This window comes from Fibrobacter sp. UWH5, from assembly GCF_900142505.1.
Taxonomy (GTDB): Bacteria; Fibrobacterota; Fibrobacteria; order Fibrobacterales; family Fibrobacteraceae; genus Fibrobacter.
Map to the genome: position 1 here is coordinate 133,889 of NZ_FRBB01000006.1, position 20,576 is coordinate 154,464.

The 20,576-nt window shown below is 50.8% G+C and carries 35 protein-coding genes and 1 pseudogene; 3 read left to right on the top strand and 33 right to left on the bottom strand.

Annotated elements, in window-relative coordinates; all coding sequences use genetic code 11:
* Positions 1 to 64: 64 nt before the first annotated feature.
* Positions 65 to 1,168 (bottom strand): acyltransferase family protein, encoded by a 1,104-nt coding sequence (locus BUB38_RS07395; RefSeq protein ID WP_073159126.1) that lies wholly within the window; start codon positions 1,166 to 1,168, stop codon positions 65 to 67.
* A gap of 67 nt (positions 1,169 to 1,235) precedes the next feature.
* Between BUB38_RS07395 and BUB38_RS07400 the strand changes: the two genes are divergently transcribed.
* Both BUB38_RS07400 and BUB38_RS07405 read left to right on the top strand, forming a co-directional pair.
* On the top strand, positions 1,236 to 2,309 hold the full coding sequence (locus BUB38_RS07400) for a glycosyltransferase family 2 protein (RefSeq protein ID WP_073159128.1): 1,074 nt from the start codon (positions 1,236 to 1,238) through the stop codon (positions 2,307 to 2,309).
* On the top strand, positions 2,294 to 3,820 hold the full coding sequence (locus tag BUB38_RS07405; RefSeq protein ID WP_073159130.1) for a lipopolysaccharide biosynthesis protein: 1,527 nt from the start codon (positions 2,294 to 2,296) through the stop codon (positions 3,818 to 3,820). Before BUB38_RS07400 ends, BUB38_RS07405 begins: the two co-directional genes overlap by 16 nt.
* Here the strand turns inward: BUB38_RS07405 and BUB38_RS07410 are convergent.
* The 3 genes from BUB38_RS07410 to BUB38_RS07420 are packed head-to-tail and all read right to left on the bottom strand — an operon-like array spanning position 3,791 to position 7,430.
* Positions 3,791 to 5,101, bottom strand: a complete 1,311-nt coding sequence (locus BUB38_RS07410; protein WP_073159132.1) for an O-antigen polymerase — start codon at positions 5,099 to 5,101, stop codon at positions 3,791 to 3,793. The two genes, BUB38_RS07405 and BUB38_RS07410, sit on opposite strands and share 30 nt — an antisense overlap.
* 18 nt (positions 5,102 to 5,119) lie before the next feature.
* Entirely contained in the window at positions 5,120 to 6,322 is a 1,203-nt protein-coding gene (locus tag BUB38_RS07415) for a GumC domain-containing protein (protein ID WP_073159134.1), read from the bottom strand.
* A gap of 1 nt (position 6,323) precedes the next feature.
* Positions 6,324 to 7,430: a polysaccharide biosynthesis/export family protein gene (locus tag BUB38_RS07420; protein WP_249269450.1), complete on the bottom strand. Its 1,107-nt coding sequence runs from the start codon at positions 7,428 to 7,430 to the stop codon at positions 6,324 to 6,326.
* Between BUB38_RS07420 and BUB38_RS16755 the strand changes: the two genes are divergently transcribed.
* Complete coding sequence (locus tag BUB38_RS16755) at positions 7,408 to 7,557, top strand: hypothetical protein (protein ID WP_249269449.1); 150 nt, start codon at positions 7,408 to 7,410, stop codon at positions 7,555 to 7,557. The genes BUB38_RS07420 and BUB38_RS16755 overlap by 23 nt on opposite strands.
* Before the next feature lie 34 nt (positions 7,558 to 7,591).
* Here the strand turns inward: BUB38_RS16755 and rplQ are convergent, their stop codons facing one another.
* The 29 genes and pseudogenes from rplQ to tuf form a co-directional block, all read right to left on the bottom strand.
* A complete protein-coding gene (gene rplQ / locus BUB38_RS07425; protein ID WP_073159138.1) occupies positions 7,592 to 8,059 on the bottom strand; it encodes a 50S ribosomal protein L17 in 468 nt (155 codons plus the stop codon).
* A 2-nt stretch (positions 8,060 to 8,061) separates the two neighbouring features.
* Positions 8,062 to 9,036 carry a DNA-directed RNA polymerase subunit alpha gene (locus BUB38_RS07430; protein WP_073159140.1) on the bottom strand — a complete coding sequence of 325 codons (975 nt, stop codon included), beginning with the start codon at positions 9,034 to 9,036 and terminating at the stop codon, positions 8,062 to 8,064.
* Between the two features lie 18 nt (positions 9,037 to 9,054).
* Positions 9,055 to 9,474, bottom strand: coding sequence for a 30S ribosomal protein S11 (gene rpsK, locus BUB38_RS07435; RefSeq protein ID WP_073159201.1), 420 nt, complete (start codon positions 9,472 to 9,474; stop codon positions 9,055 to 9,057).
* 26 nt (positions 9,475 to 9,500) lie between these two features.
* Positions 9,501 to 9,869: a 30S ribosomal protein S13 gene (gene rpsM, locus BUB38_RS07440; protein WP_073159142.1), complete on the bottom strand. Its 369-nt coding sequence runs from the start codon at positions 9,867 to 9,869 to the stop codon at positions 9,501 to 9,503.
* A gap of 9 nt (positions 9,870 to 9,878) precedes the next feature.
* Entirely contained in the window at positions 9,879 to 9,995 is a 117-nt protein-coding gene (gene rpmJ, locus BUB38_RS07445; protein WP_014546097.1) for a 50S ribosomal protein L36, read from the bottom strand.
* Positions 9,996 to 10,022: 27 nt separating this feature from the next.
* Complete coding sequence (gene infA, locus BUB38_RS07450; protein WP_014546098.1) at positions 10,023 to 10,241, bottom strand: translation initiation factor IF-1; 219 nt, start codon at positions 10,239 to 10,241, stop codon at positions 10,023 to 10,025.
* Complete coding sequence (secY, locus tag BUB38_RS07455) at positions 10,241 to 11,602, bottom strand: preprotein translocase subunit SecY (protein WP_073159144.1); 1,362 nt, start codon at positions 11,600 to 11,602, stop codon at positions 10,241 to 10,243. The genes infA and secY overlap by 1 nt, the downstream gene beginning before the upstream one ends.
* Positions 11,602 to 12,039, bottom strand: coding sequence for a 50S ribosomal protein L15 (rplO, locus tag BUB38_RS07460; protein ID WP_073159146.1), 438 nt, complete (start codon positions 12,037 to 12,039; stop codon positions 11,602 to 11,604). The genes secY and rplO overlap by 1 nt, the downstream gene beginning before the upstream one ends.
* Before the next feature lies 1 nt (position 12,040).
* Complete coding sequence (gene rpmD, locus BUB38_RS07465) at positions 12,041 to 12,220, bottom strand: 50S ribosomal protein L30 (RefSeq protein ID WP_073159148.1); 180 nt, start codon at positions 12,218 to 12,220, stop codon at positions 12,041 to 12,043.
* Between the two features lie 11 nt (positions 12,221 to 12,231).
* Positions 12,232 to 12,726 carry a 30S ribosomal protein S5 gene (rpsE, locus tag BUB38_RS07470; protein WP_073159149.1) on the bottom strand — a complete coding sequence of 165 codons (495 nt, stop codon included), beginning with the start codon at positions 12,724 to 12,726 and terminating at the stop codon, positions 12,232 to 12,234.
* A complete protein-coding gene (gene rplR / locus BUB38_RS07475; protein ID WP_073159151.1) occupies positions 12,726 to 13,097 on the bottom strand; it encodes a 50S ribosomal protein L18 in 372 nt (123 codons plus the stop codon). Before rplR ends, rpsE begins: the two co-directional genes overlap by 1 nt.
* 9 nt (positions 13,098 to 13,106) lie before the next feature.
* Positions 13,107 to 13,646, bottom strand: coding sequence for a 50S ribosomal protein L6 (gene rplF / locus BUB38_RS07480; RefSeq protein ID WP_073159153.1), 540 nt, complete (start codon positions 13,644 to 13,646; stop codon positions 13,107 to 13,109).
* A gap of 2 nt (positions 13,647 to 13,648) precedes the next feature.
* Positions 13,649 to 14,044, bottom strand: a complete 396-nt coding sequence (gene rpsH / locus BUB38_RS07485) for a 30S ribosomal protein S8 (protein WP_073159155.1) — start codon at positions 14,042 to 14,044, stop codon at positions 13,649 to 13,651.
* Positions 14,045 to 14,057: 13 nt separating this feature from the next.
* Entirely contained in the window at positions 14,058 to 14,243 is a 186-nt protein-coding gene (locus tag BUB38_RS07490) for a type Z 30S ribosomal protein S14 (protein ID WP_072799949.1), read from the bottom strand.
* Positions 14,244 to 14,252: 9 nt separating this feature from the next.
* On the bottom strand, positions 14,253 to 14,792 hold the full coding sequence (gene rplE, locus BUB38_RS07495) for a 50S ribosomal protein L5 (protein ID WP_073159157.1): 540 nt from the start codon (positions 14,790 to 14,792) through the stop codon (positions 14,253 to 14,255).
* Between the two features lie 8 nt (positions 14,793 to 14,800).
* Positions 14,801 to 15,100: a 50S ribosomal protein L24 gene (gene rplX / locus BUB38_RS07500; protein WP_073159159.1), complete on the bottom strand. Its 300-nt coding sequence runs from the start codon at positions 15,098 to 15,100 to the stop codon at positions 14,801 to 14,803.
* Positions 15,100 to 15,468, bottom strand: a complete 369-nt coding sequence (gene rplN / locus BUB38_RS07505) for a 50S ribosomal protein L14 (RefSeq protein ID WP_073159161.1) — start codon at positions 15,466 to 15,468, stop codon at positions 15,100 to 15,102. The genes rplX and rplN overlap by 1 nt, the downstream gene beginning before the upstream one ends.
* Before the next feature lie 21 nt (positions 15,469 to 15,489).
* Positions 15,490 to 15,744 carry a 30S ribosomal protein S17 gene (rpsQ, locus tag BUB38_RS07510; RefSeq protein WP_073159163.1) on the bottom strand — a complete coding sequence of 85 codons (255 nt, stop codon included), beginning with the start codon at positions 15,742 to 15,744 and terminating at the stop codon, positions 15,490 to 15,492.
* Positions 15,745 to 15,762: 18 nt separating this feature from the next.
* Positions 15,763 to 15,954: a 50S ribosomal protein L29 gene (rpmC, locus tag BUB38_RS07515; RefSeq protein WP_073159165.1), complete on the bottom strand. Its 192-nt coding sequence runs from the start codon at positions 15,952 to 15,954 to the stop codon at positions 15,763 to 15,765.
* Positions 15,954 to 16,367, bottom strand: a complete 414-nt coding sequence (gene rplP / locus BUB38_RS07520; protein WP_073159167.1) for a 50S ribosomal protein L16 — start codon at positions 16,365 to 16,367, stop codon at positions 15,954 to 15,956. Before rplP ends, rpmC begins: the two co-directional genes overlap by 1 nt.
* 2 nt (positions 16,368 to 16,369) lie before the next feature.
* Positions 16,370 to 17,029, bottom strand: coding sequence for a 30S ribosomal protein S3 (rpsC, locus tag BUB38_RS07525; RefSeq protein WP_073159169.1), 660 nt, complete (start codon positions 17,027 to 17,029; stop codon positions 16,370 to 16,372).
* A 5-nt stretch (positions 17,030 to 17,034) separates the two neighbouring features.
* The gene (rplV, locus tag BUB38_RS07530; protein WP_254794902.1) at positions 17,035 to 17,364 is read right to left on the bottom strand and encodes a 50S ribosomal protein L22; all 330 of its coding nucleotides are present in this window, start codon (positions 17,362 to 17,364) and stop codon (positions 17,035 to 17,037) included.
* 17 nt (positions 17,365 to 17,381) lie between these two features.
* Positions 17,382 to 17,663 (bottom strand): 30S ribosomal protein S19, encoded by a 282-nt coding sequence (gene rpsS, locus BUB38_RS07535; protein ID WP_073159173.1) that lies wholly within the window; start codon positions 17,661 to 17,663, stop codon positions 17,382 to 17,384.
* A gap of 3 nt (positions 17,664 to 17,666) precedes the next feature.
* Complete coding sequence (gene rplB / locus BUB38_RS07540; protein WP_073159175.1) at positions 17,667 to 18,497, bottom strand: 50S ribosomal protein L2; 831 nt, start codon at positions 18,495 to 18,497, stop codon at positions 17,667 to 17,669.
* 2 nt (positions 18,498 to 18,499) lie between these two features.
* Positions 18,500 to 18,805, bottom strand: coding sequence for a 50S ribosomal protein L23 (gene rplW / locus BUB38_RS07545; protein WP_073159177.1), 306 nt, complete (start codon positions 18,803 to 18,805; stop codon positions 18,500 to 18,502).
* A complete protein-coding gene (rplD, locus tag BUB38_RS07550; protein WP_073159179.1) occupies positions 18,805 to 19,425 on the bottom strand; it encodes a 50S ribosomal protein L4 in 621 nt (206 codons plus the stop codon). The genes rplW and rplD overlap by 1 nt, the downstream gene beginning before the upstream one ends.
* On the bottom strand, positions 19,425 to 20,042 hold the full coding sequence (gene rplC / locus BUB38_RS07555) for a 50S ribosomal protein L3 (protein WP_073159181.1): 618 nt from the start codon (positions 20,040 to 20,042) through the stop codon (positions 19,425 to 19,427). The genes rplD and rplC overlap by 1 nt, the downstream gene beginning before the upstream one ends.
* A gap of 5 nt (positions 20,043 to 20,047) precedes the next feature.
* On the bottom strand, positions 20,048 to 20,356 hold the full coding sequence (rpsJ, locus tag BUB38_RS07560; RefSeq protein WP_014546117.1) for a 30S ribosomal protein S10: 309 nt from the start codon (positions 20,354 to 20,356) through the stop codon (positions 20,048 to 20,050).
* A 10-nt stretch (positions 20,357 to 20,366) separates the two neighbouring features.
* Positions 20,367 to 20,576: pseudogene (gene tuf, locus BUB38_RS07565) on the bottom strand (elongation factor Tu); the annotation flags it as partial.

Here is a 20,576-nt window from a genome sequence, read left to right on the forward strand (position 1 = left end):
TAACCCTTTACAACCAATTTATCGTTACAAAGGGAGTTTTTGTCTACGAAAAAATGCGTCTGACCTAAAAAAAGGCGAGCAATCGGCGACACAGGGCGGAAATCTTTTCGGAAACCAGATTTTCTAGGGTAGAAACCCTCAAAATTTTAAAGAACGTTCTACGAATAAATTCAATTGCAGAACAAGATACATAGATGCCGACAACCAAACCTATAAATAAAAGGGTAGCTTTGTATACCGGCTGTTCCAAAATCCAGGAAAAGGGAGCCTCGCCCAGATACTGCCAAACCATGGGCTGCATATGAATCAGGTAAACCCCAAAAGTCAGGGGCGCAAGAACTTTTACGACAGCGACCCCGCAGGCCCCCCATTTAATTCTGGAAAACAGGATCAAAAGCATTACCGAAGCCACGATAATCGTAGGGGACGTGTATTCCAGCAGCACATTGGTGTGAATGCTCTCGGAACCCGTCAGGCGAATCGACAAAAAGGCCAGCCCATATTTCGCCAGCAGATTGCAGCCCACGGCAACCGCAAAGACACTCACGCAGAACAACTTGCTCTTGCCAAGCCAAGCCCCATGATGGCGCATATAAGCCCCCAGGATATACATCACGGCAAGCCACAGCGCACTGTAACCGTTCATGGAATGGAATACATCCTCATCGACAATCGTGGGCAAGACTGCCAACAACACAAAGCACAGGGCCAGGAATTTCTTCTGCAGATCCTTAGGCGCCTCCAGCACAAAACGGTTCATGAACGGCATAAAGAAGAACATGCAGAAATAGGCCGAAAAATACCAGTAACGTTCAAAAAGCACCGGCAACGCCGACTTTACCAGATCGCCAGTCCCGAAAACGCCCGGAGCAAGCAAGTAAAGCGCAACCGCGATTCCCAGCGAATAGAATTCCACCTGGAACCAGAGCGACACAATATTCTTCAGCTTGAACTTCGAATAAACCCCGACAAATCCCGATATGAGGGCGTAGCAGTTTACCGCGCAGAGGATCAGATTTTCCACACCCCAGGCGGCAAAATAGTGGGCGGTTCCCCAGGCGGATTTGGCCAGGATGCCCCCGGCCCCCAGCACATGCAACATGACAATCATGAACATCGAAACAATGCGCAGTGAATCAATTCCGTAATTTCTTTCGTTGGATGCCATGCCTGTTATTCTTCTGGTGGATTAATTTTTTAAATTACTGAGAACCCTAGCGAATATAAAAAAAATCATGCCCAAAGTCAGTATCATCACGCCGTCCTACAACACGCCTCCCGATTTTTTCAAGCAGTGTATCGAGAGCCTGTTAGGGCAGACGCTAAGGGACATCGAGCTGATCATCATCGATGACGGCTCCACATCGAAAGACGAAACTGTCGCCCCCTGCATCCAGCTTTGCAACAGCTACGCCGCCGACACCCGCGTCAAGTTTCTAAAACAAGACCACAAGGGCGTCTCGGAAGCCCGCAATCTCGGCATCCAGAACGCAACCGGCGACTACATCGTATTCCTCGATTCCGACGACTGGTTCGATACCGACACACTGGAAAGTTTATACAACTACGCCGTAGCCCAAAATTCCGACATTACCATCTTCGAAAACTATCGAAACACGGCCACTTCGGAACAGAACTTCAAGGCATTCCCCAAAGACATCGGCCATTTCGAAGGCGAGAACCTGGTCGAACTGATCAAAAATGCGGTACAGACAAATCCGCTCCACTGCGGAATCATTATTGGTGTTTGCTGCAAATTTTACAGAGCTGATTTTTTAAAGAAAAATGATTTAAAATTCAGGTCGGGAATCTCTCTTGGCGAAGACAGGATGTTCTTCCTGAACGCCCTTTGCAAACGTCCAAGAATATCTTACCTGGCACGCCCCTTCTACCACTATCGCGAATCGGAAAGTTCCCTTTCCCAGGCCGTCCGAAAGGATTTCGGATCCATTCTCGCCAACAGTGAGCTGTACCTGCAGCAACTCCCCATCGCCGAAGCCTACGGCATCCCCACCGAGACTTACACATCCTGGGTCTACACGGATTTCGCGAGAATCATATGGGCCTCCCTGATCCAGTATTACATCAACCCGCAGAATCGGGATTCCTATTTCGCCACCCGAAAGAACTTCCTGGAATTTATCAACCTGGATGTCTGCCAAAAGGCACTGAGGCGATTCAACCGAGAATGTTTCAGCAAGAAGGACCTGCTTAAACTCAGCCTCTGTCAGGCAAGGCTGTTCTCGGTACTTTACCTTTTTAAAATTAAGCTGTCCATCCAGAGAAGAATCCTATGCCGTCACAAGTAAACCGACGCATCGCCAAGAACACCCTCTTCCTTTACATAAGGATGGCGTTCACCCTGGTCGTCTCCCTCTATACGTCAAGAATCGTACTCAAGTACCTGGGCGTATCGGACTTCGGAATCTTTGAAATTGTCGGAAGCATCGCCGCCGCCTTCTCGTTCCTGATTGCCTCCATGACCCTGGCCACCCAGCGCTACCTGAATTTCGCCCTGGGCCAAAAAGACCTTGAAAGGGTTTCAAAAGTCTTCTCGGCAGCCATGAACATCCATGTGGGAATCTCGCTGGTCCTGCTGATCTTGGCAGAAACCGTGGGCCTTTACTTCTTGAACCATAACTTGAACATTCCCGAAGGCCGAATCGGAATCGCAAACATTGTCTACCAGTTTTCCATCGGCAGCACCCTTCTGGGCATTGTCTTCATCCCCTACAACGCGCTGATCATCGCAAACGAGAAAATGTCCTTTATCGCAGGCATCAGCATCGTCAACGCCCTGCTAAGATTGGTCATCGTCTACATGCTGGTCATCATCAACGCCGACAAGCTCCTCGCCTATGCGGCGCTGGCCTTCGCCGTCTGCGTCATCGTGCAATTATCCTACGCCGTCTACTGCAAGCGAAACTTCAGCCAGCATTGCAGATACAGCTTTGAGCGCGACAGGCGGCTCTTCAGGGAAATGGCCTCCTTCTCCGGGTGGTGTACCTTTGGCGGCGTCACCTCCATCTGCAAATCCCAGGGCATCAACTTCATCCTGAACATTTTCCACGGCGTTACCCTGAATGCCGCCATGGGAATCGCCAACCGTGTCGCCGAGGCAACGAACCAGCTGGTCGCCAGTTTCCAGACGGCAAGCAATCCCCAAATTGTCAAGCAGTACTCAAACGGAGAATTCGAATCCCTTTCCACCCTGGTCATACGGGTCTCGAAATTTTCCTATTTCCTGATGTTCATCTTCGCGGCACCGCTGCTGCTGAACATCGATTTCATCTTCAGCATCTGGCTTGTAGAAGTGCCCGAATACGCCACGTCCTTCGTCAAGTGGATGATCCTCTTTGTTTTGACCGATTCCATCGCCGGTCCCCAATGGATGTCCATTCTCGCCACAGGAAAGGTCCGCAACTACTACATCATCGAAACAGCAATCACCTTCCTGAACATTCCCCTCTGTGTGCTGGTCCTTTACCTGAACTACTCGCCGGTCTACGTTTTCGTGGTGCGCTTCGCCATCAACCTCGTGGTACTCTTCTGGCGCGCCGCCTACATGCAAGACAAAATCCACCTGCCCCTCAAACGATATCTGGGTAAGGTCATCTGGCCCATCATCCTGGTTTCGTCAGTGGCAGGCGGCATCTCCCTCGCCAGCGCAGAAATCCCCGTTCAGGGCGTCGTACGCTTTGTCGTGCTTTCTGCCATATCGGCAACAGCAGTCATCGGTGCCACATGGATATTCGGCCTTAACGCCGACGAACGCCATTCCTGCAAGAACCTAATTCTTAGCAAGCTCAAGCGAATCTAGCTCAGCCGTTTGTGCAACAGCCGGCCTGCGCCTTCTCTTGCAGGCGAAATGCATAAATGCGATAAGGTAGACCCAGAGCCAGACATGGCCCAGCTTAAAGCCACCTACAAAGAAACTCCAACCCACATGGTAGATGGACAGGGCCATCAGTACGAACATCTGGGGGCGACAGCAAACCTTCATGCGTTCATAAAGGAACGACATCAGGAACGAAACGAAAAACGGGAAGAATATACAGCCTGCAATTCCAAAGTTCTTGTAGACTTCCCACAAGTAGCTAACAGTATTGTAGCCGCGCTGTTTCATGATGCGGTCATTGAAGACGTCATCCCACCCGTAAGACGACCTAAAGCCACCCGGCGCTCCCGTATATTCCACAAGGGCACCCGCCATGTCCAGGCCGTAAGTATACGGATGTATTTCCCTATCGTTAGGGGGATTTGCCGCATAATCAAGATTCCAATAGTTATTGGCAATGTAATTATAGGGCAAGGTCATCACGTACTTCAAGCCCATCCCTTCCAGCGAGGAACTTCCATACTGCGAACGGACAAGACCTACCGCCACGAAAGATGAGATGGCAAGGACGATCACCATGATAATCGCCTTGGTCGGTATGCGTTTCTTTAGATAGTGAAAAAGAATAAAGGAAGAGCCCAGGCACAGGAATAGGGCATTACGTCCAGGGTACACGCATACAGATAATATAATGACACAAATCGCCAGAATGAATGAAGCAATCCTGATACACTTATAGGGATTGATAGACTTGAAGGAGGCGACCATCAGCGTCACCACCACAAAGGGGGAACTGGCAAAGCTGACATTGGCAAAGGCCGACGCCTGAACGCTACTCCTTAAAGTCTTCTGCCCCACGCTCATAAGGTACATTCCGCCCATAGCTCGAGATACAAGGAACGCACCCACAGCAAAAATGGCCACAAAAATCAGCGAGAAGACAAAGTGCAATTTCCAGTTGTATTCCCGCCCCACTTCCATGGTCCGGCTCTTTTCCAACTCGACCGTTTCCGGCTTTATCAAGTAATAGGCCATGGAACCAAGGATAAACGCAGCCATGGCACCGAGCCAGGCAAACCAGGTAACAATCTTGAAATCGCTCATGGACGGGGAAATCTTCAGGTACGAGATTCCCAACGTGACGCATTGGCAAAAGACATAGAAAACGGTCGGGTGGAAAAAATCCCTTTTCAGGGCCCCCACATACACAATGCAGAGAATTGCCGATAAGGCACAGGCGATTGAAACGTAATAAGCTTCCACCAGAAAACCGTTTCGCGACTACTTAAATCTAATCTTGCGAGAGAACTTGCTGATTTCCTTGCCCAGGCTAGATTCAGGATCCACGCTGCGGCAATATTCAATAAAGCAGCAGAGGGAAACAGCCAGGATAAAGCTGAGAGAGAATACGAACACCAGGGTAACACCACGCAGCGGTCGAATCTTCTTGTCGTTATCCCAAGGCGGCAACAACACAATCAGATTAGACATCAGGTTGCTCTCTTCGATATAGAGACGTTCGCTTTCCTGCTTCAAGAAAGTATAAATCGCCCCCTGCATCCTGATTTCCTTTTCCATTCTGGTATATTCGGCAGCCAGCCCGGGAACCTTGCTCAGAGAAAGCACACCGATATTGCTCTGCCTTCCACCGAGGGCCTGGTTTCTGGTGTTTTCCACCTTCTTGACACGTTCATTCAGTTCGCGGTAAAGCTTGGTATTTTCGCCATGCTCTACGCGTTCCTTATCAAGCGCAAGAGACACCACATTGTAATCAGTCTGCAGGCTAGCCAGATACTTCATTGTACCTTCAACTTGCACTTCAGGATCATACACATGGTTCTTCTGCTGGAAATTCACAAATTCCCTTTCCAGTGAATCCAACCTGACCATCACTTCTTCAAGACGCTGGTTCATATACAGCCTAGACTGACGGGCCTGAGTCGTCTTGAAGGAATTGTACATGGAGTCCACGTTGGCCAGCATGAAACTCAAAATGTCTGCGGCAAGCTTATGGTCCTCGTCGACAAAAGTCACGTGGAACATTTCTTCGTCGTTTTCTTCCAGAGAAAACTTCTTGCGGAAAAGTTTCAGCAAGTCTGCATGAAAGTTCCCGTCAAATTCGTAATGGTCTGCCAGGTTGAACTTCTCGATAACCTTGTTGTGCAGTTCCCACGAATTAAAATAAGTCCAGACTATGTTCTTGCCGTCATCACCCCCTCCCAGCAGGGAAGACATAGAAGACAGACCACCGGCACCATCCAGCAACTTGCTGAGGCTTCCGGCAGAAGTTCCAGAACCGTTAGGCGGAGTTACGACAGCCTCGGCAGAATATTCAGGCTTGATAACCCACATCACCAATACAAAAGCTACCAACACAGGAAGCCAAAGCGTAACCATAAACAGGAACTTGTGCGAAAGGCAGCTATTGACCATCTTCAGCACACATTCCAATAAAGTCATGTCTTTCTGATTTTCAGTAACCATACTACTTGTAACTCATGTATATGATAAATGTAGACGAAACCACCGATAGCAGCGAGGCCAGGAACAAGGTGAAATCCTTAAAAGATTCGTAATGGCTTTTAGGAATTTCGATATAGTCGCCCGGAAGAATCTGATCTTCAGTGACGCTCAGGGTAAGGGCCGTCGGCTTGTTACCACGCCACACCCTAATCTGGTTCCAGGAACCGGCAATGGTGTTGATACCGGCAGCGGCGGCATAATCCAGCGCATGCCAGCTGGGATTATACGGATAACGGCCAATGGCATTTACGGCACCACCCACATAGACCAGCATTTCCTGCACAGAAAATTCCACTTCGGTATTGGGCGCAATCTGGGTCAGCTTCATTTCAGAAAGGGTAATCCAGCGGGGAGCCTTTCCAGGTTCGCGGACACAGACCGCCTTGTAACCTAGGTTATGCATACGGGTACCGCCGGCAAGCTCAAAGTAATCCTGCAAAGTCCTTCCTTCCTGGAAGGCCACACTAGTACGATACCCCGGGAAAATCAGCGCAATGTTATCGCCCATAGCGACAAAGGGAACATAAATCTTGTCCCCCTGTTCCAGCATGACATCCTGTTCGAAATCACCCGACGAAGACATTGCATTATAGTTCACATGCAGGGTATCGTTACCACGCAGGACCCAGATATCTTCCTTGTTGGCATTGGGAAGAACACCGCCAACCTGTCTAATGAAAAAGCTCAACCTGGTCTGAGGTTCAACCACCTGCTGACCGATTGTCGTTACGGCACCCATCACATTCACACGGAACTTCTTGAGAGCGGAAAGCTGGACAAAACAATATTCGCGGTTATAACGTTTAGCCACAAGATCAAGAATCAAGGTCTGGGCCTCGGACAGGGTTTTTCCACCAATATTGACCGAACCGCATTCCTCGATAGCCACGGAACCATCCGGATAAATTTGAACGGTGAGATACTTGTCTTCAAGCATCAAGTCCAAAAAATCACCCGGTCCAAGAACATAAGCAGAATCCACCTGAACTTCGGCAAAGGCCGGCTGAAGAGAAACTGTGCTACGGGAAGGCGCACCCTTACTAGAAGTGGACAACGAAGAACTAAGCATTGATGTCTCTGCAAAAGCAGAAAGAATGCAAAGCAAAATAAGTGAAATAATTTTCGGCATGTTGAACGAAAAATACAAAAATAAAGCAGCCGGAGTTATGGGTAAAAATAAAAAAGCCCAGTCATAGGACTGGGCTCTTTAAACCGATTGCAAAAGATCGATTAGACGGACTTGCCTTCGCCTTCAACCATGTTAACGGTTTCAGACTTTGCAGGTTCTGCAGACTTCTTAGCCTTAACGACGATTTCGTCTTCGACGAGACCGACGAGAGCCATTTCAGCAGCGTCACCAGCACGGTTCGGGCCGAGCTTCAGGATACGGGTATAACCACCGTTACGGGAAGCATAGCGCGGGCCGATAGTGTTGAACAAATCCTGGAGAACCTTCGGGTCCATCACGAAGCGAGCAGCTTCACGACGTGCAGAAAGGTCACCCTTCTTTGCATAAGTGATCATGCGATCCACGCAGCTACGAACGAGCTTAGCCTTGTGGAGAGTGGTGCGCACGTAGCGGTTGCCCTGTTCGGCTTCCATACCCTTTCCAAGAATGGAAGTGGTAAGAGCGCGGAGGATGGCACGCTTGTGCTGGGCGTTAACGCCGAGTTTCTTGTTTTTTACACCGTGTCTCATTTTTAATCCTTCAAGTAGTCATCGACGTCCATACCAAAGCTGAGGCCCATGGAGGTCAATACTTCATTAAGTTCAACCAAGGACTTACGACCGAAGTTCTTGTATTTGAGCATATCGTTTTCCTTGTTGCGCACAAGTTCGCCAACGGTATGGATGTTTGCCATACGGAGGCAGTTGCTGGAGCGAACGGAAAGTTCCAGATCGTCCACGCGGGTGCGCAGGAGCTGAGCGATACGCTGACGTTCTTCGTCCATCTCCAATTCTTCGGGAGATTCGAGATCGCCTTCGAAGTTGATGAAGATTTCCAGGTGATCGACCAGGAGCTTTGCAGCATAAGCCAAAGCATCTTCCGGATCGATGGAACCGTCAGTCGTAATCTCAAGTTCCAGACGGTTGTAGTCCGTCTTCTGGCCAACGCGGGTATCGCTGATGTGCATTGCTACTTTCTGCACCGGATTGAAGTTGGCGTCCATGGCGATTACGCCGATCGGAGCGTCCTTGTCCTTCAATTCGTCAGCAGTGACGTAGCCACGGCCGCTGGAAATCTTAACTTCCAGAGACAGCGAAGCGTTACCGTTCAATGTTGCGATATGAACATCCGGAGTCAGGATAGCGACATTCGGATTGTCCATGAAGTCCTTAGCCGTGACTTCGCCGTCGCCGGACATATCCAGGCGAAGGGTTTCGTCGTGGTCGGAAAGGAGCTTAACGCGGATGCTCTTAAGATTCAGGATAATGTCAGTGACATCTTCCTTAACACCCGGAATCGTCGAAAATTCCTTGTCAACGCCTTCGATTTTCACGGAGACAATAGCCGCACCCTGCAGAGAGGAAAGGAGCGTACGACGGAGAGCGTTACCGAGGGTGATACCCCAGCCACGTTCCAAGGCTTCTACGACAAACTTAGCGTAGCGGCCGTCTTCGCCGGTTTCCACTTTCTGGAAGCTGCGCGGCATCTGAAGTGATTTCCACATCATTGGCGATACCTCTTTAGATTAGACTCTTCTCTTCTTTTTAGGACGGCAACCGTTGTGAGGAACGCCCGTCACGTCTCGAATAGAGAGAACTTCGAGGCCCGCATTCTTGATAGCACGGACAGCGGATTCACGACCACCACCTGCGCCCTTGACGCGGACATCCACCTTACGCATACCGAGGTCGAATGCCTTGTGAGCAGCAACTTCAGCAGCCAGCTGAGCAGCGAACGGAGTGCTCTTACGAGAGCCCTTGAAGCCGGAGTTACCGGGAGAGCCCCAAGCTACAACGTTACCGCGAGCGTCGGTGATAGAAACGATTGTATTGTTGAAGGAAGCGAACACGCAGGCAATACCCTGGAGGTCAATACGCTTCTTGCCCTTCTTAACCTTGACTTCTTCAGCAGCCGGAGCTTCTACAGCGGCAGCAGTTTCATTAATTACTTCTTCAGCCACGATGAGACTCCTTACTTCTTCTTGTTAGCCACAGTTTTCTTCGGGCCCTTACGAGTACGGGCATTGGTGCGGGAACGCTGACCGCGGACCGGGAGGCCCTTGCGGTGGCGGATACCACGGTAGCAACCAATATCCTGCAAACGCTTAATGTTCAGGGTAACTTCTGCGCGAAGCTGACCTTCCACAGAGTATTCGTCTTCCAGGAGATGACGAACCTTACCTTGTTCTTCTTCAGTCAGGTCATCACACTTCTTGTCTTTGTCAATGCCCAACTGAGCACAGACCTTACGAGCGGTGAACAGACCGACACCATAAATTGCCGTCAGACCATATTCAACAGTCTTGTTTTTCGGTAAATCGACACCAGCGATACGTGCCATACGATCTCCTTATCCCTGCTTCTGCTTGTGACGGGGGTTCTTCGAACAGATGATGCGCAATACACCCTTACGACGGATGATCTTGCAGTTTTCACATCTGGGTTTGATGGAGGCTTTGATTTTCATAGGTTTGACCTTCTTTGAAAATACCTATTACTTGTAACGGTAAGTGATTCTTCCACGATTTAAATCGTAGGGAGAAATTTCTACCAACACTTTGTCGTCAGGCAAAATTCTAATGAAATGCCGACGCATTTTTCCTGAAACATGGGCCAGAATTTCGTGACCATTTCCGAGTTGAACGCGGAAGAAAGCGTTGGGAAGGGCTTCCAACACAACGCCTTCTACTTGAATTCCTTCTTCTTTAGCCACTAGTTAGCCATCCTGCCGCGGATGCGGCCATTTTTCAAGAAACCTTCATAATTTTTGGTATGCAACTGAGCTTCGAGCTGACGAAGTGTATCAAGTGCAACACCAACCACGATAAGTACCGAGGTACCCCCAATATAGAAAGTCATATTGAGTTCGTTTTTCAAATGCAGGGGAACAACGCTAATAAAAGCGAGATAAAGTGCCCCAGGCAGAGAAATTCGAGTTAAAACGTGGTCAATATACTCTGCAGTCTGCTTACCCGGACGTACACCAGGGATAAATCCGCCAGACCTCTTCAGATTTTCAGCAATATCATTCGGGTTGTACTGAATTGCTGTGTAGAAGAAGGTGAAGAAGATAATCAGGAGTGCATCCACCACACTGTAAGAAATGTGGCCGGGGATAAACATAGATGCAAAGCTCTGCATCGCTGTAACGTTCGGGAACCAAGATGCAATCATTGCCGGAATGAACATGATGCAAGAGGCGAAGATCACGGGGATCACGTTAGCGGTATTCACCTTGAAAGGCAGATAGCTAGACTGACCACCTACGACCTTACTACCGACAGTACGGCGAGGACTTTGTAGAGGAATTCGACGGGTCGCCTGTTCCACGAAGACGATGAAGCCGACAATCAGGACCACGATGGCAAGGATCATTACTTCGAATGCCAGGGGATGAATGCCTTCCTTCAACATTTCCGCTTCAGCCATAACGGCCCTCGGGAGGCCGCCGACGATACCGGCGAAAATAATAAGAGAAATACCGTTACCCACACCATGAGAGGTGATTTGTTCACCAAGGTACATCACAAAGATCGTACCAGCAGTGAAGGTCAGGGTAGCGAGTAAACGGAAGCCGACGTTACCGGCGCCAGAAGCGAAGTCGTCCGCAAGGACCGACACGCCAGCACCAGTAGCGGTAGTCACCTTCAGGGAGGAAAGCCATACAGAAATGCCCCATCCCTGCAGAGCAGCCAAGGCTACCGTGAAGTAGCGAGTATACTGGTTCAGCTTAGCGCGTCCTTCCTGACCTTCCTTCTGTAACATCTGGATGGCGGGAATAACAGAGCCCATCAACTGAATGATAATGCTCGCACTGATGTACGGCATGATGCCCAACGCAAACACTGTGGCCTTAGCGAAAGCACCGCCAGTGAAGGAGTCATACAGACCGAACAAGTTGTTTGAATTACGGAAGAACTCCGCCAGAACGGCAGAATTCACTCCGGGGATGGTGATGTGAGCGCCAATACGATAAACGATCAAAAGACCAAGCGTAAAAAGCAACTTCTTACGCAGGTCTTCAATCTTGAAGGCATTGACGAACGCATCAATAGCTTTCTTGAGAGCTTCCATTAGATGATCTCGACTTTGCCGCCAGCAGCTTCAATGAGGGCCTTAGCCTTTTCGCTGATAGCGTTAACCTTTACGTTGATAGCCTTATCGATGGCACCAAAAGCGAGGACCTTGACCGGCAGTTCGACGTTACGGATGAAGCCCTGATCGAACAGAGACTGTGCATCGAAGTCGACGACGCTGCAGGAAGCAAGCTTCTTCAGGTTCACGATCTGGTATTCGACACCAGCGTGCTTGAAGCCGCGCTTCGGGATACGACGGTGAATAGGCATCTGGCCGCCTTCAAAAGCGACACGACCGGCCTTAGCACTCTTACGAGCACCAGCACCCTTCTGACCACGGCCAGCAGTGGTGCCCCAACCGGAACCCGGACCACGGCCGATACGCTTGCGCTTTACGACCTTGGCCTTGCCAGGATTGAGAGTATTGAGTTCCATCTTAGATCTCCTCGACCTTTACCATGTCAGCCACAGCATTGATCATGCCCTGGATGGAGGGGGTCAAATTGTGTTCAACAGACTGTCCAATCTTGCGCAGACCGAGAGCAGCAACGTTTGCACGATGCATCGGGAGGCGACGGACGATACCCTTGATCAAAGTAATACGAACTTTCTTCATTGTATTACCCCTTAGGCGTTAGCACCGCGCAGTGCAGCGCAGTCCTGTTTGTTCTTCTGAGCCAGGAGGCCTTCGACGCAAGCGCGAACGACGGTGCTGGGGTTGGAAGAACCGTGAATCTTAGTGAGAATGTTGCGCACGCCAGCGAGTTCGAGAACTGCACGGGCAGCAGCACCGGCGATAACACCAGTACCCGGAGCAGCCGGCATCAGGAGGATGCGGGTTGCACCGCTCTTGACTTCGATGTCATGAGGGATGGTGCCGTCCAGGAGCTGGACTTCGACGATGTTACGGTTAGCAGCTTCGGTACCCTTACGGATAGCTTCGGAAACTTCCTTAGCCTTGCCGAGGCCTACACCAATCTTACCATTCTTGTTGCCAACGACAACGAGAGCGGAGAAAGACATACGACGACCGCCCTTAACGGTCTTGGCGCAACGGTTGATGTGTACAACCTTGTCTTCAAATTCAGAAACTTGAGCTTCGCGTTCCAAAGTGTACCTCATTAGAACTTCAGGCCGCCTTCACGAGCACCTTCTGCAAGGGCCTGAACGCGACCATGATAGATGTAACCGCCGCGGTCAAAGACCACGGATTCAATGCCCTTGGACTTGGCGATTTCAGCAATCAAAAGACCGAGCTGCTTGCTCTGTTCAGTCTTTGTCATTTCACCGAACTTGCCCTGGAAATCCTTGGAAGTAGTGGTGAGCTGAGCAATAGACTTGTTGTTTGCGTCATCGATAATCTGGGCGACCATGTGAGACAAAGAACGGCGAACAGCCAAACGAGGGCATTCTGCAGTTCCGACAACAGACTTACGTACGCGAGCGTGGCGTGCGATTCTGGACTGGATTCTTTTCTTAGCAATTGCAGTCATAGTTTACCCTTATTTACCTGTCTTCTTACCCTGCTTGCGACGGACAATTTCGCCAGCGTACTTAATGCCCTTGCCCTTATACGGTTCAGGACGGCGGTACTTGCGAATTTCAGCAGCAGCCTGGCCAACCTTCTGCTTGTCGATACCCTTGATGGAAATCTTCAGGGGATCAACAGCCTTCAGTTCCACGCCTTCCGGTGCCTGGAAGATAACCGGATGAGAGAAACCGAGAACGAGGTTCAAGTCCTTGCCCTTCTGTTCAACACGATAGCCAACGCCAACGATTTCGAGAACCTTTTCGAAACCCTTGGTCACGCCTTCAACCATGTTGGCAACGAGAGCGCGAGTGGTGCCGTGAATTGCACGGGTGAACTTCTGGTCGTCAGGACGGGTGAAGGACAGCTGGTTGTTTTCGAACTTGATAGCAATCAGTTCGTGAACGTCAGCTTCGAGCTTGCCGAGGGGACCTTCAACCTTGATGTTCTGACCATTGATGGCAACCTTAACGTTTGCCGGGACGTTGATAATAGCTTTACCGATACGGGACATCTTTACCAAACCTTTGCGATGACTTCGCCGCCCACATTTTCCTTGCGAGCTTCGTGGTCAGTCATGACGCCTTTAGAGGTGGAGATGATAGCAAAGCCGAGGCCATTGCGAACGCGCGGAAGCTTGGCTGCGTCAACGTAGTGACGAAGACCCGGGGTAGACACGCGCTGGATGCCCTGGATTGCGGATTCACCGTTAGTGTAGCGGAGGAGGACCTTGAGGATGCCCTGCTTACCGTCTTCAACTACGACGAACTTCTTAATGAAACCTTTTTCCTGCAGAACGCGAGCGATTTCACGCTTCAGGTTGCTGGCAGGAATGTCCACCACGGGGAGCTTTGCCGTAGAGGCATTGCGGATACGGGTGAGCATATCGGCGATAGGATCTGTCATTGCCATGAGTATACTCTCCTTACCAAGACGACTTAGTGATACCGGGGATTTCGCCGGCCAGGGCCATTTCGCGGAAGCAAATACGGCAAAGGCCAAAGCGGCGCATAAAGGCGTGCGGCCTACCGCAACGCTTGCAACGGTTGTACCCACGAACGGTATACTTCGGAGTACGCTTGCATTTTTCAATCATTCTTGTGCTAGCCATGGTATTACCTTACTTACGGAAGGGGAGTCCAAGTTCTTCGAGGAGAGCACGGCCTTCGTCGTCAGTCTTTGCAGAGGTAACGAAGGAGATGTCCATACCGAAGGTACGAGAGATCTTGTCGATGTCGATTTCAACAAAGATGGTCTGTTCCTTGATACCGAGGGTAAAGTTACCCATACCATCGAAACCACGACGTGCGAGACCACGGAAGTCACGAACACGAGGCAGGTTCACGTTGATAAAGCGGTAGAGGAAGTCCCACATGTTTTCGCCATGGAGAGTGACCTTAGCGCCGATACCGATGCCTTCACGGAGGTGGAAGTTAGCAACAGCCTTCTTAGCGTTGGTAACGATAGCCTTCTGACCAGTGATTGCAGTCAGGGTATCCACAGCTTCGTCGAGAACCTTACGGTTCTGGGAAGCAGCGCCAACACCCATGTTGATCACGATCTTTTCGAGGCGGGGAATCATCATCACGTTCTTGTAGGCAAACTTCTGCTGCAAGGCCGGGACGACTTTTTCGAGATAAAATTGCTTCATCTGGTTCATTGTAATCCTCACAGAGCCTTACCGGACTTAACGCTCACGCGAACAGCCTTCTTGCCAGCTTCGCGAACGATGCGAGTACGTACCGGAGTGTTGCCTTCGAGAAGCATCACGTTGGAAATGTCGATCGGCAGTTCCTTTTCGATGATGCCACCGGTCTGGTTGGTCTGGCTCGGCTTTTCGTGACGCTTGCAAACGTTAACGCCGCTAACGGTCACCTTGCCTGCCTTGACGCTAATCACGGTGCCGGTCTTGCCCTTGTTGGCACCGGAAATCACCTTGACGGTATCATTCTTCTTGATGTTAGCCATTAGAGAACCTCAGGTGCGAGGGAGATGATCTTCATGTATTTCTTGTCGCGGAGCTCACGAGCCACCGGTCCAAAAATACGGGTTCCACGCGGTTCACCTTCCTTATTGATGAGAACCACTGCATTGTCGGAGAAACGGATCAAAGTTCCATCCGGACGTGCGATTTCCTTACGAGTGCGGACGACTACTGCGTCTGCCACGGAACCCTTCTTCACCTTGCTCTGGGGGATAGCGTCCTTAACGGCTACCTTGATGACATCACCGATGCTAGCATAGCGACGGTTTGTGCCACCCAAAACACGGATGCAGGCGACTTCCTTGGCACCACTGTTATCGGCCACGACGAGTCTGGTTTCTTCTTGAATCATATTCGCCTTACTCCAAAAAGATTATTTCTTCTTTTCCACAATGCGAACCAAGCGCCAGCGCTTAGTTGCAGAGAGGGGACGAGTTTCCATGATTTCTACCAAGTCGCCTTCCTGGGCTTCGTTGTTTTCATCGTGAGCCTTGAGCTTCTTGGTAGTGGTCATGATCTTGTTGTACATCGGGTGACGCTTGCGGTTTTCAACCACAACCGTGATGGTCTTATCCATCTTGTCGGAAGAGACAACGCCCTGCTTAACCTTACGAAGGTTTCTATCCATTTCCTGCTCCTGCCTGGCTTAAGCCTTGGCCTTTTCGGTGAGGATGGTCTTGACTCGAGCAATATCCTTGCGGGTTGCCTGAATCAAAGAGGGTTTTTCCAAGCTACCAAGCTTTGCAGCCATGCGGTAGTTGAACAAATCGAGATTCAACTGAGCGAGCTTTTCCTTGAGCTGGTCAACACCCAGTTCCTTTAATTCACGTGCCTTCATTAGATCTCCGATTCTTCGATGATTTTGCACTTGAGGGGGAGCTTCTGAGCTGCCACGTGGAGAGCTTCCAGTGCCAGTTCGCGTTCGACGCCACCCATTTCGAAAATGATGCGGCCCGGGAGGATCACGGCTGCCCAGAATTCGACAGCGCCCTTACCCTTACCCATACGAGCTTCTGCAGGATGGCGGGTGATCGGCTTGTCGGGGAAGACGCGGATCCAAACGCGGCCACCGCGCTTGATCTTACGGGTCATGGCGATACGAGCAGCTTCGATTTGGCGAGCAGTCAGCCAGCACTTTTCGAGAGCCTGAATGCCGAATTCGCCGAAGGCGATGGAGTTACCGCGAGAAGCGATACCCTTCATACGGCCTTTCATCTGCTTACGATGTAATGTTCTTTTAGGACTCAGCATAATTACTTCTCTCTCTTGTTGTCAGACATGACGTCCTTACCAATCTTTTCACCGTGCATGATCCACACCTTAATACCGATGGCACCATAAACGGTCTTGGCAATCGCAGTTGCGTAATCGATGTCAGCGCGCAGAGTGTGCAGAGGCACGCGACCTTCAGCATACTTTTCAACGCGAGCAATTTCAGCACCGCCGAGACGGCCACCGCACTGCACCTTGATACCTTCCACACCCATACGCATAGCGGACTGGATGGCGCGCTTCATAGCGCGGCGGAAGGAAATACGCTTTTCGAGCTGACGAGCGATATTTTCGGCAACCAGCTTAGCGTCAGTTTCCGGACGCTTGATTTCCTGGACGTTAATATAGATTTCTTTACCGGTGATCAACTGGAGTTCGCCCTTCAGCTTCTCCAATTCTTCGCCCTTACGGCCGATCACGATACCCGGACGGGCAGTAAAGAGGTTAACATTCACCTTCTTGACGGTACGTTCGATGCCAACCTTGGACAGGGAAGCATGTTCGAAGCGCTTCATCAAGTAGCGACGGAGCATGATATCTTCATAAAGAAGATCTGCAAACTTGTCTTCGGCATACCACTTGGATTCCCAGCCGCGGATGACGCCAAGACGAAGACCATTCGGATGAGTTTTCTGACCCATTTTAATTACTCCTTGTTGGCCACAACGACTGTGATGTGAGAGAGCGGCTTTTCGATACGGAAAGCACGGCCCTGGGAACGCGGATGGATGCGCTTCATGATGGTTGCACCGTCAGCAGTGATGGTCTTGATGACCAGTTCTTCTGCTGCAACAGCGGAAGCGGACTTCTGCTTGAAGTTAGCAACAGCGGACTTCAGTGCATTTTCAACCAGGGGAGCGCCCTTGGTCTGCGTGTGGAGGATAGAGAGCATTGCGAATGCTTCTGCAACGGACTTGCCGCGAACCAGGTCGACAACGCGACGCAGCTTGCGGACACCGTAACGGACGTTTTTCACTTTAGCTACAGCTTGCATTATTTCTTGCCTCCGACAGTTTCAGTCTTGCGGTGACCCTTGAAAGTACGGGTCAGGGAGAATTCACCCAGCTTGTGACCGACCATGTTTTCGGTTACATAGACAGGAATGAACTGCTTACCGTTGTACACGGAGAAAGTAAGTCCGACCATATCGGGGATGATGGTAGAACGACGGGACCAGGTCTTGATAGCCTGTTTCTTGTCGGAACCGGCCATGGCCTGAGCTTTGACGAGAACGTGGGAATCCACGAACGCACCTTTCTTAAGGGATCTAGACATGAATTAGGCCCTCTTCTGACGACGACGAACGATGAAACGATCGGTACGCTTATTGTTACGAGTTTTTGCACCCTTAGAGTTCTTACCCCAAGGAGAGCAGGGATGACGACCACCAGAGGTACGACCTTCACCACCACCAAGGGGGTGATCGACCGGGTTCATAACGACACCGCGGACAGACGGGCGAATGCCGAGCCAGCGAGAGCGGCCTGCAGAACCCGAGGATTCATTCATGTGATCGATATTGGAAACCTGACCAACGGTAGCGAGGCAGTCTTCCGGAATGTAGCGAACTTCGCCACTCGGCAGACGGACCTGGCACAGCTTGCCATCCTTGGCAACCAGTTCTGCACCGGCACCAGCGGAACGAGCAATCTGGGCACCCTTGCCCGGCTTCATTTCGATGTTGTGGATAATGGTGTTCAGCGGAATTTCGCGGATGGGAAGAGCATTACCAACGCGGAATTCGGCACCTTCGCCAGAATTCAGAACGTCACCGACCTTAACGTCTGCAGGTGCGATGATGTAGCAGCGCTTGCCGTTTTCGTACTTGACGAGAGCGATGCGAGCAGTGCGGTTCGGATCGTATTCGATAGTTTCGACGACGCAGGAGACACCTGCGAACTGACGCTTGAAATCGATGAGACGATACAGTTTCTTGTGACCACCACCGCGACGGCGGGAAGTGATTTCACCGGCGTTGTTACGGCCAGAGCTACGCTTGATACCCTTGGTAAGCGGCTTGTACGGCTTGTCAGCAGTGATTTCCTTGCGGTCACCAATCTGCTTGTAACGAAGCGTCGGGGTAAGCGGGCGATAAGACTTCAAACCCATGATTATACTCCTTCGAACTCAGCGATGGACTGACCGGCCTTCAAAGTAATGTAGGCCTTCTTCCAGTTGGACTTCTTGCCAGCAACCATGCCCATACGGACACGCTTCATCTTACCACGGTTGATCAAGGTATTGACGGAGTCAACAGAAACGTTGAAACGCTTTTCGATAGCTTCCTTGATTTCGGTCTTGGTGGCAGACTTGGCAACCTTGAAAACGTACTTCTTCACATCCTTGGATGCAGCCATAACCTTGGCAGCGTCTTCGGTAATGTGCGGAGCAACGAGGATTTCGTGAATTTCAGCCATTAGCGGCCTCCTTCAAGTTCTGCGAGTGCAGCCTGAGAGATAACAACGTTGTTGGCACGAACGATATCGTAGGTGTTAACGTCGGCTACGCGAGCGCAACGGCACCAAGGGATATTGTTGGAGGACAGGTAAAGGTTCTGATCCTTTTCGCTAACCAGGAAGAGAGCGTTACGCTGTTCCAGACCAGCCTTAGCGAGAACGGAGAGGAGATCCTTGGTCTTGGGAGCTGCGAAGCTGAGAGCTTCGAACACCATCACCTTGCCTTCAGCTGCCTTAGCAGAGAGAGCAGAGTGGAAAGCGATCTTCTTAACCTTCTTGTTGACCTTTTCGAAGTAGTCGTGAGACTTCGGACCGTGAGCCTTAGCACCACGAACCCAAACTGCAGAGGTGTTCTGACCGGAACGAGCGCGGCCGGTACCCTTCTGCTTCCACGGCTTCTGACCACCACCGCTAACGGCGGACTTGTTCTTGGTCTGAGCAGTGCCCTGACGGTTGTTGTTCAGGATAGCCTTGATATGCAAGTACATGCAAACCTTGTTGACTTCCACGTCGAACATTGCCGGGAGCTGAATATCATTCTTAAAATCGCCAGTAGCGGCGAAGAGCTTTGCATTAGCCATTAGTCTTTCCTCACCACGATAATGCTGTTCTTAGCACCGGGGACTGCGCCACGGACGAAGATCAGGTTGCGGTCGCCATCAACCTTAACGACCTGGAGGTGCTTAACGGTAACCTTCTTGTTACCGAACTGACCAGCCATGCGCTTACCCGGGAAAACACGGCCCGGATAGGAGTGAGCGGAAGTACCACCCGGTTCACGCATATTGTGAGTACCGTGGGAACGAGGACCGCTGTGGAAGTTGTGGCGCTTGATGGTACCAGAGAAGCCGTGACCCTTAGAGATGCCGGAAACGTTGACAACCTTAACGTCAGCGAAATCAGCAGCACCAAATTCCTTGCCAACCGGCCAGGATTCGAGATCAGCGACATCAAATTCAGCGAGGTGTTCACGAACAGCAACGTCAGCCTTCTTGAAATGGCCGATTTCTGCCTTATTGGCACGCTGTTCCTTCTTGAGACCAAAGCCGATCTGGACAGCAGTATAGCCATCCTTCTCTTCTGTCTTGTGGGAAACGACCACGCACGGACCGGCTTCGAGAACCGTAACAGGAACGCATTCGCCCTGTTCCGTGAATACCTGGGTCATTCCCAATTTCTTTGCGAGAATACCGTTCATTGTTATTAAACCTTAATTTCGACTTCAACGCCTGCGGGCAAGTCAAGTTTCATGAGGGAATCTACAGTCTGCGGAGTAGCATCAAGGATGTCGATAAGACGCTTGTGCGTACGGGATTCGAACTGTTCACGAGAAGTCTTGTCAATATGCGGAGAGCGGAGCACCGTATACTTCTGAATCTTCGTCGGGAGAGGGATGGGGCCAGCAATGCGGGCACCAGTGTTCTTAGCTGTATTCACGATGTCCTGAGCAGAGCGGTCGATCATGCGATGATCGAAGCTCTTCAAGCGAATACGAATGCGTTCACCAGCCATTGTAAATTCCTTACTTGATGATTTCGGTTACAGAACCAGCACCAACGGTACGGCCACCTTCGCGGATTGCGAAGCGGAGCTGCTTTTCCATTGCAACGGGGGCAATGAGAGTGGTGTGGATGGTCACGGTGTCACCCGGGGTCACCATTTCGACACCTTCCGGCAGCTGGATGGTACCAGTAACGTCGGTGGTGCGGAAGTAGAACTGGGGACGATAGCC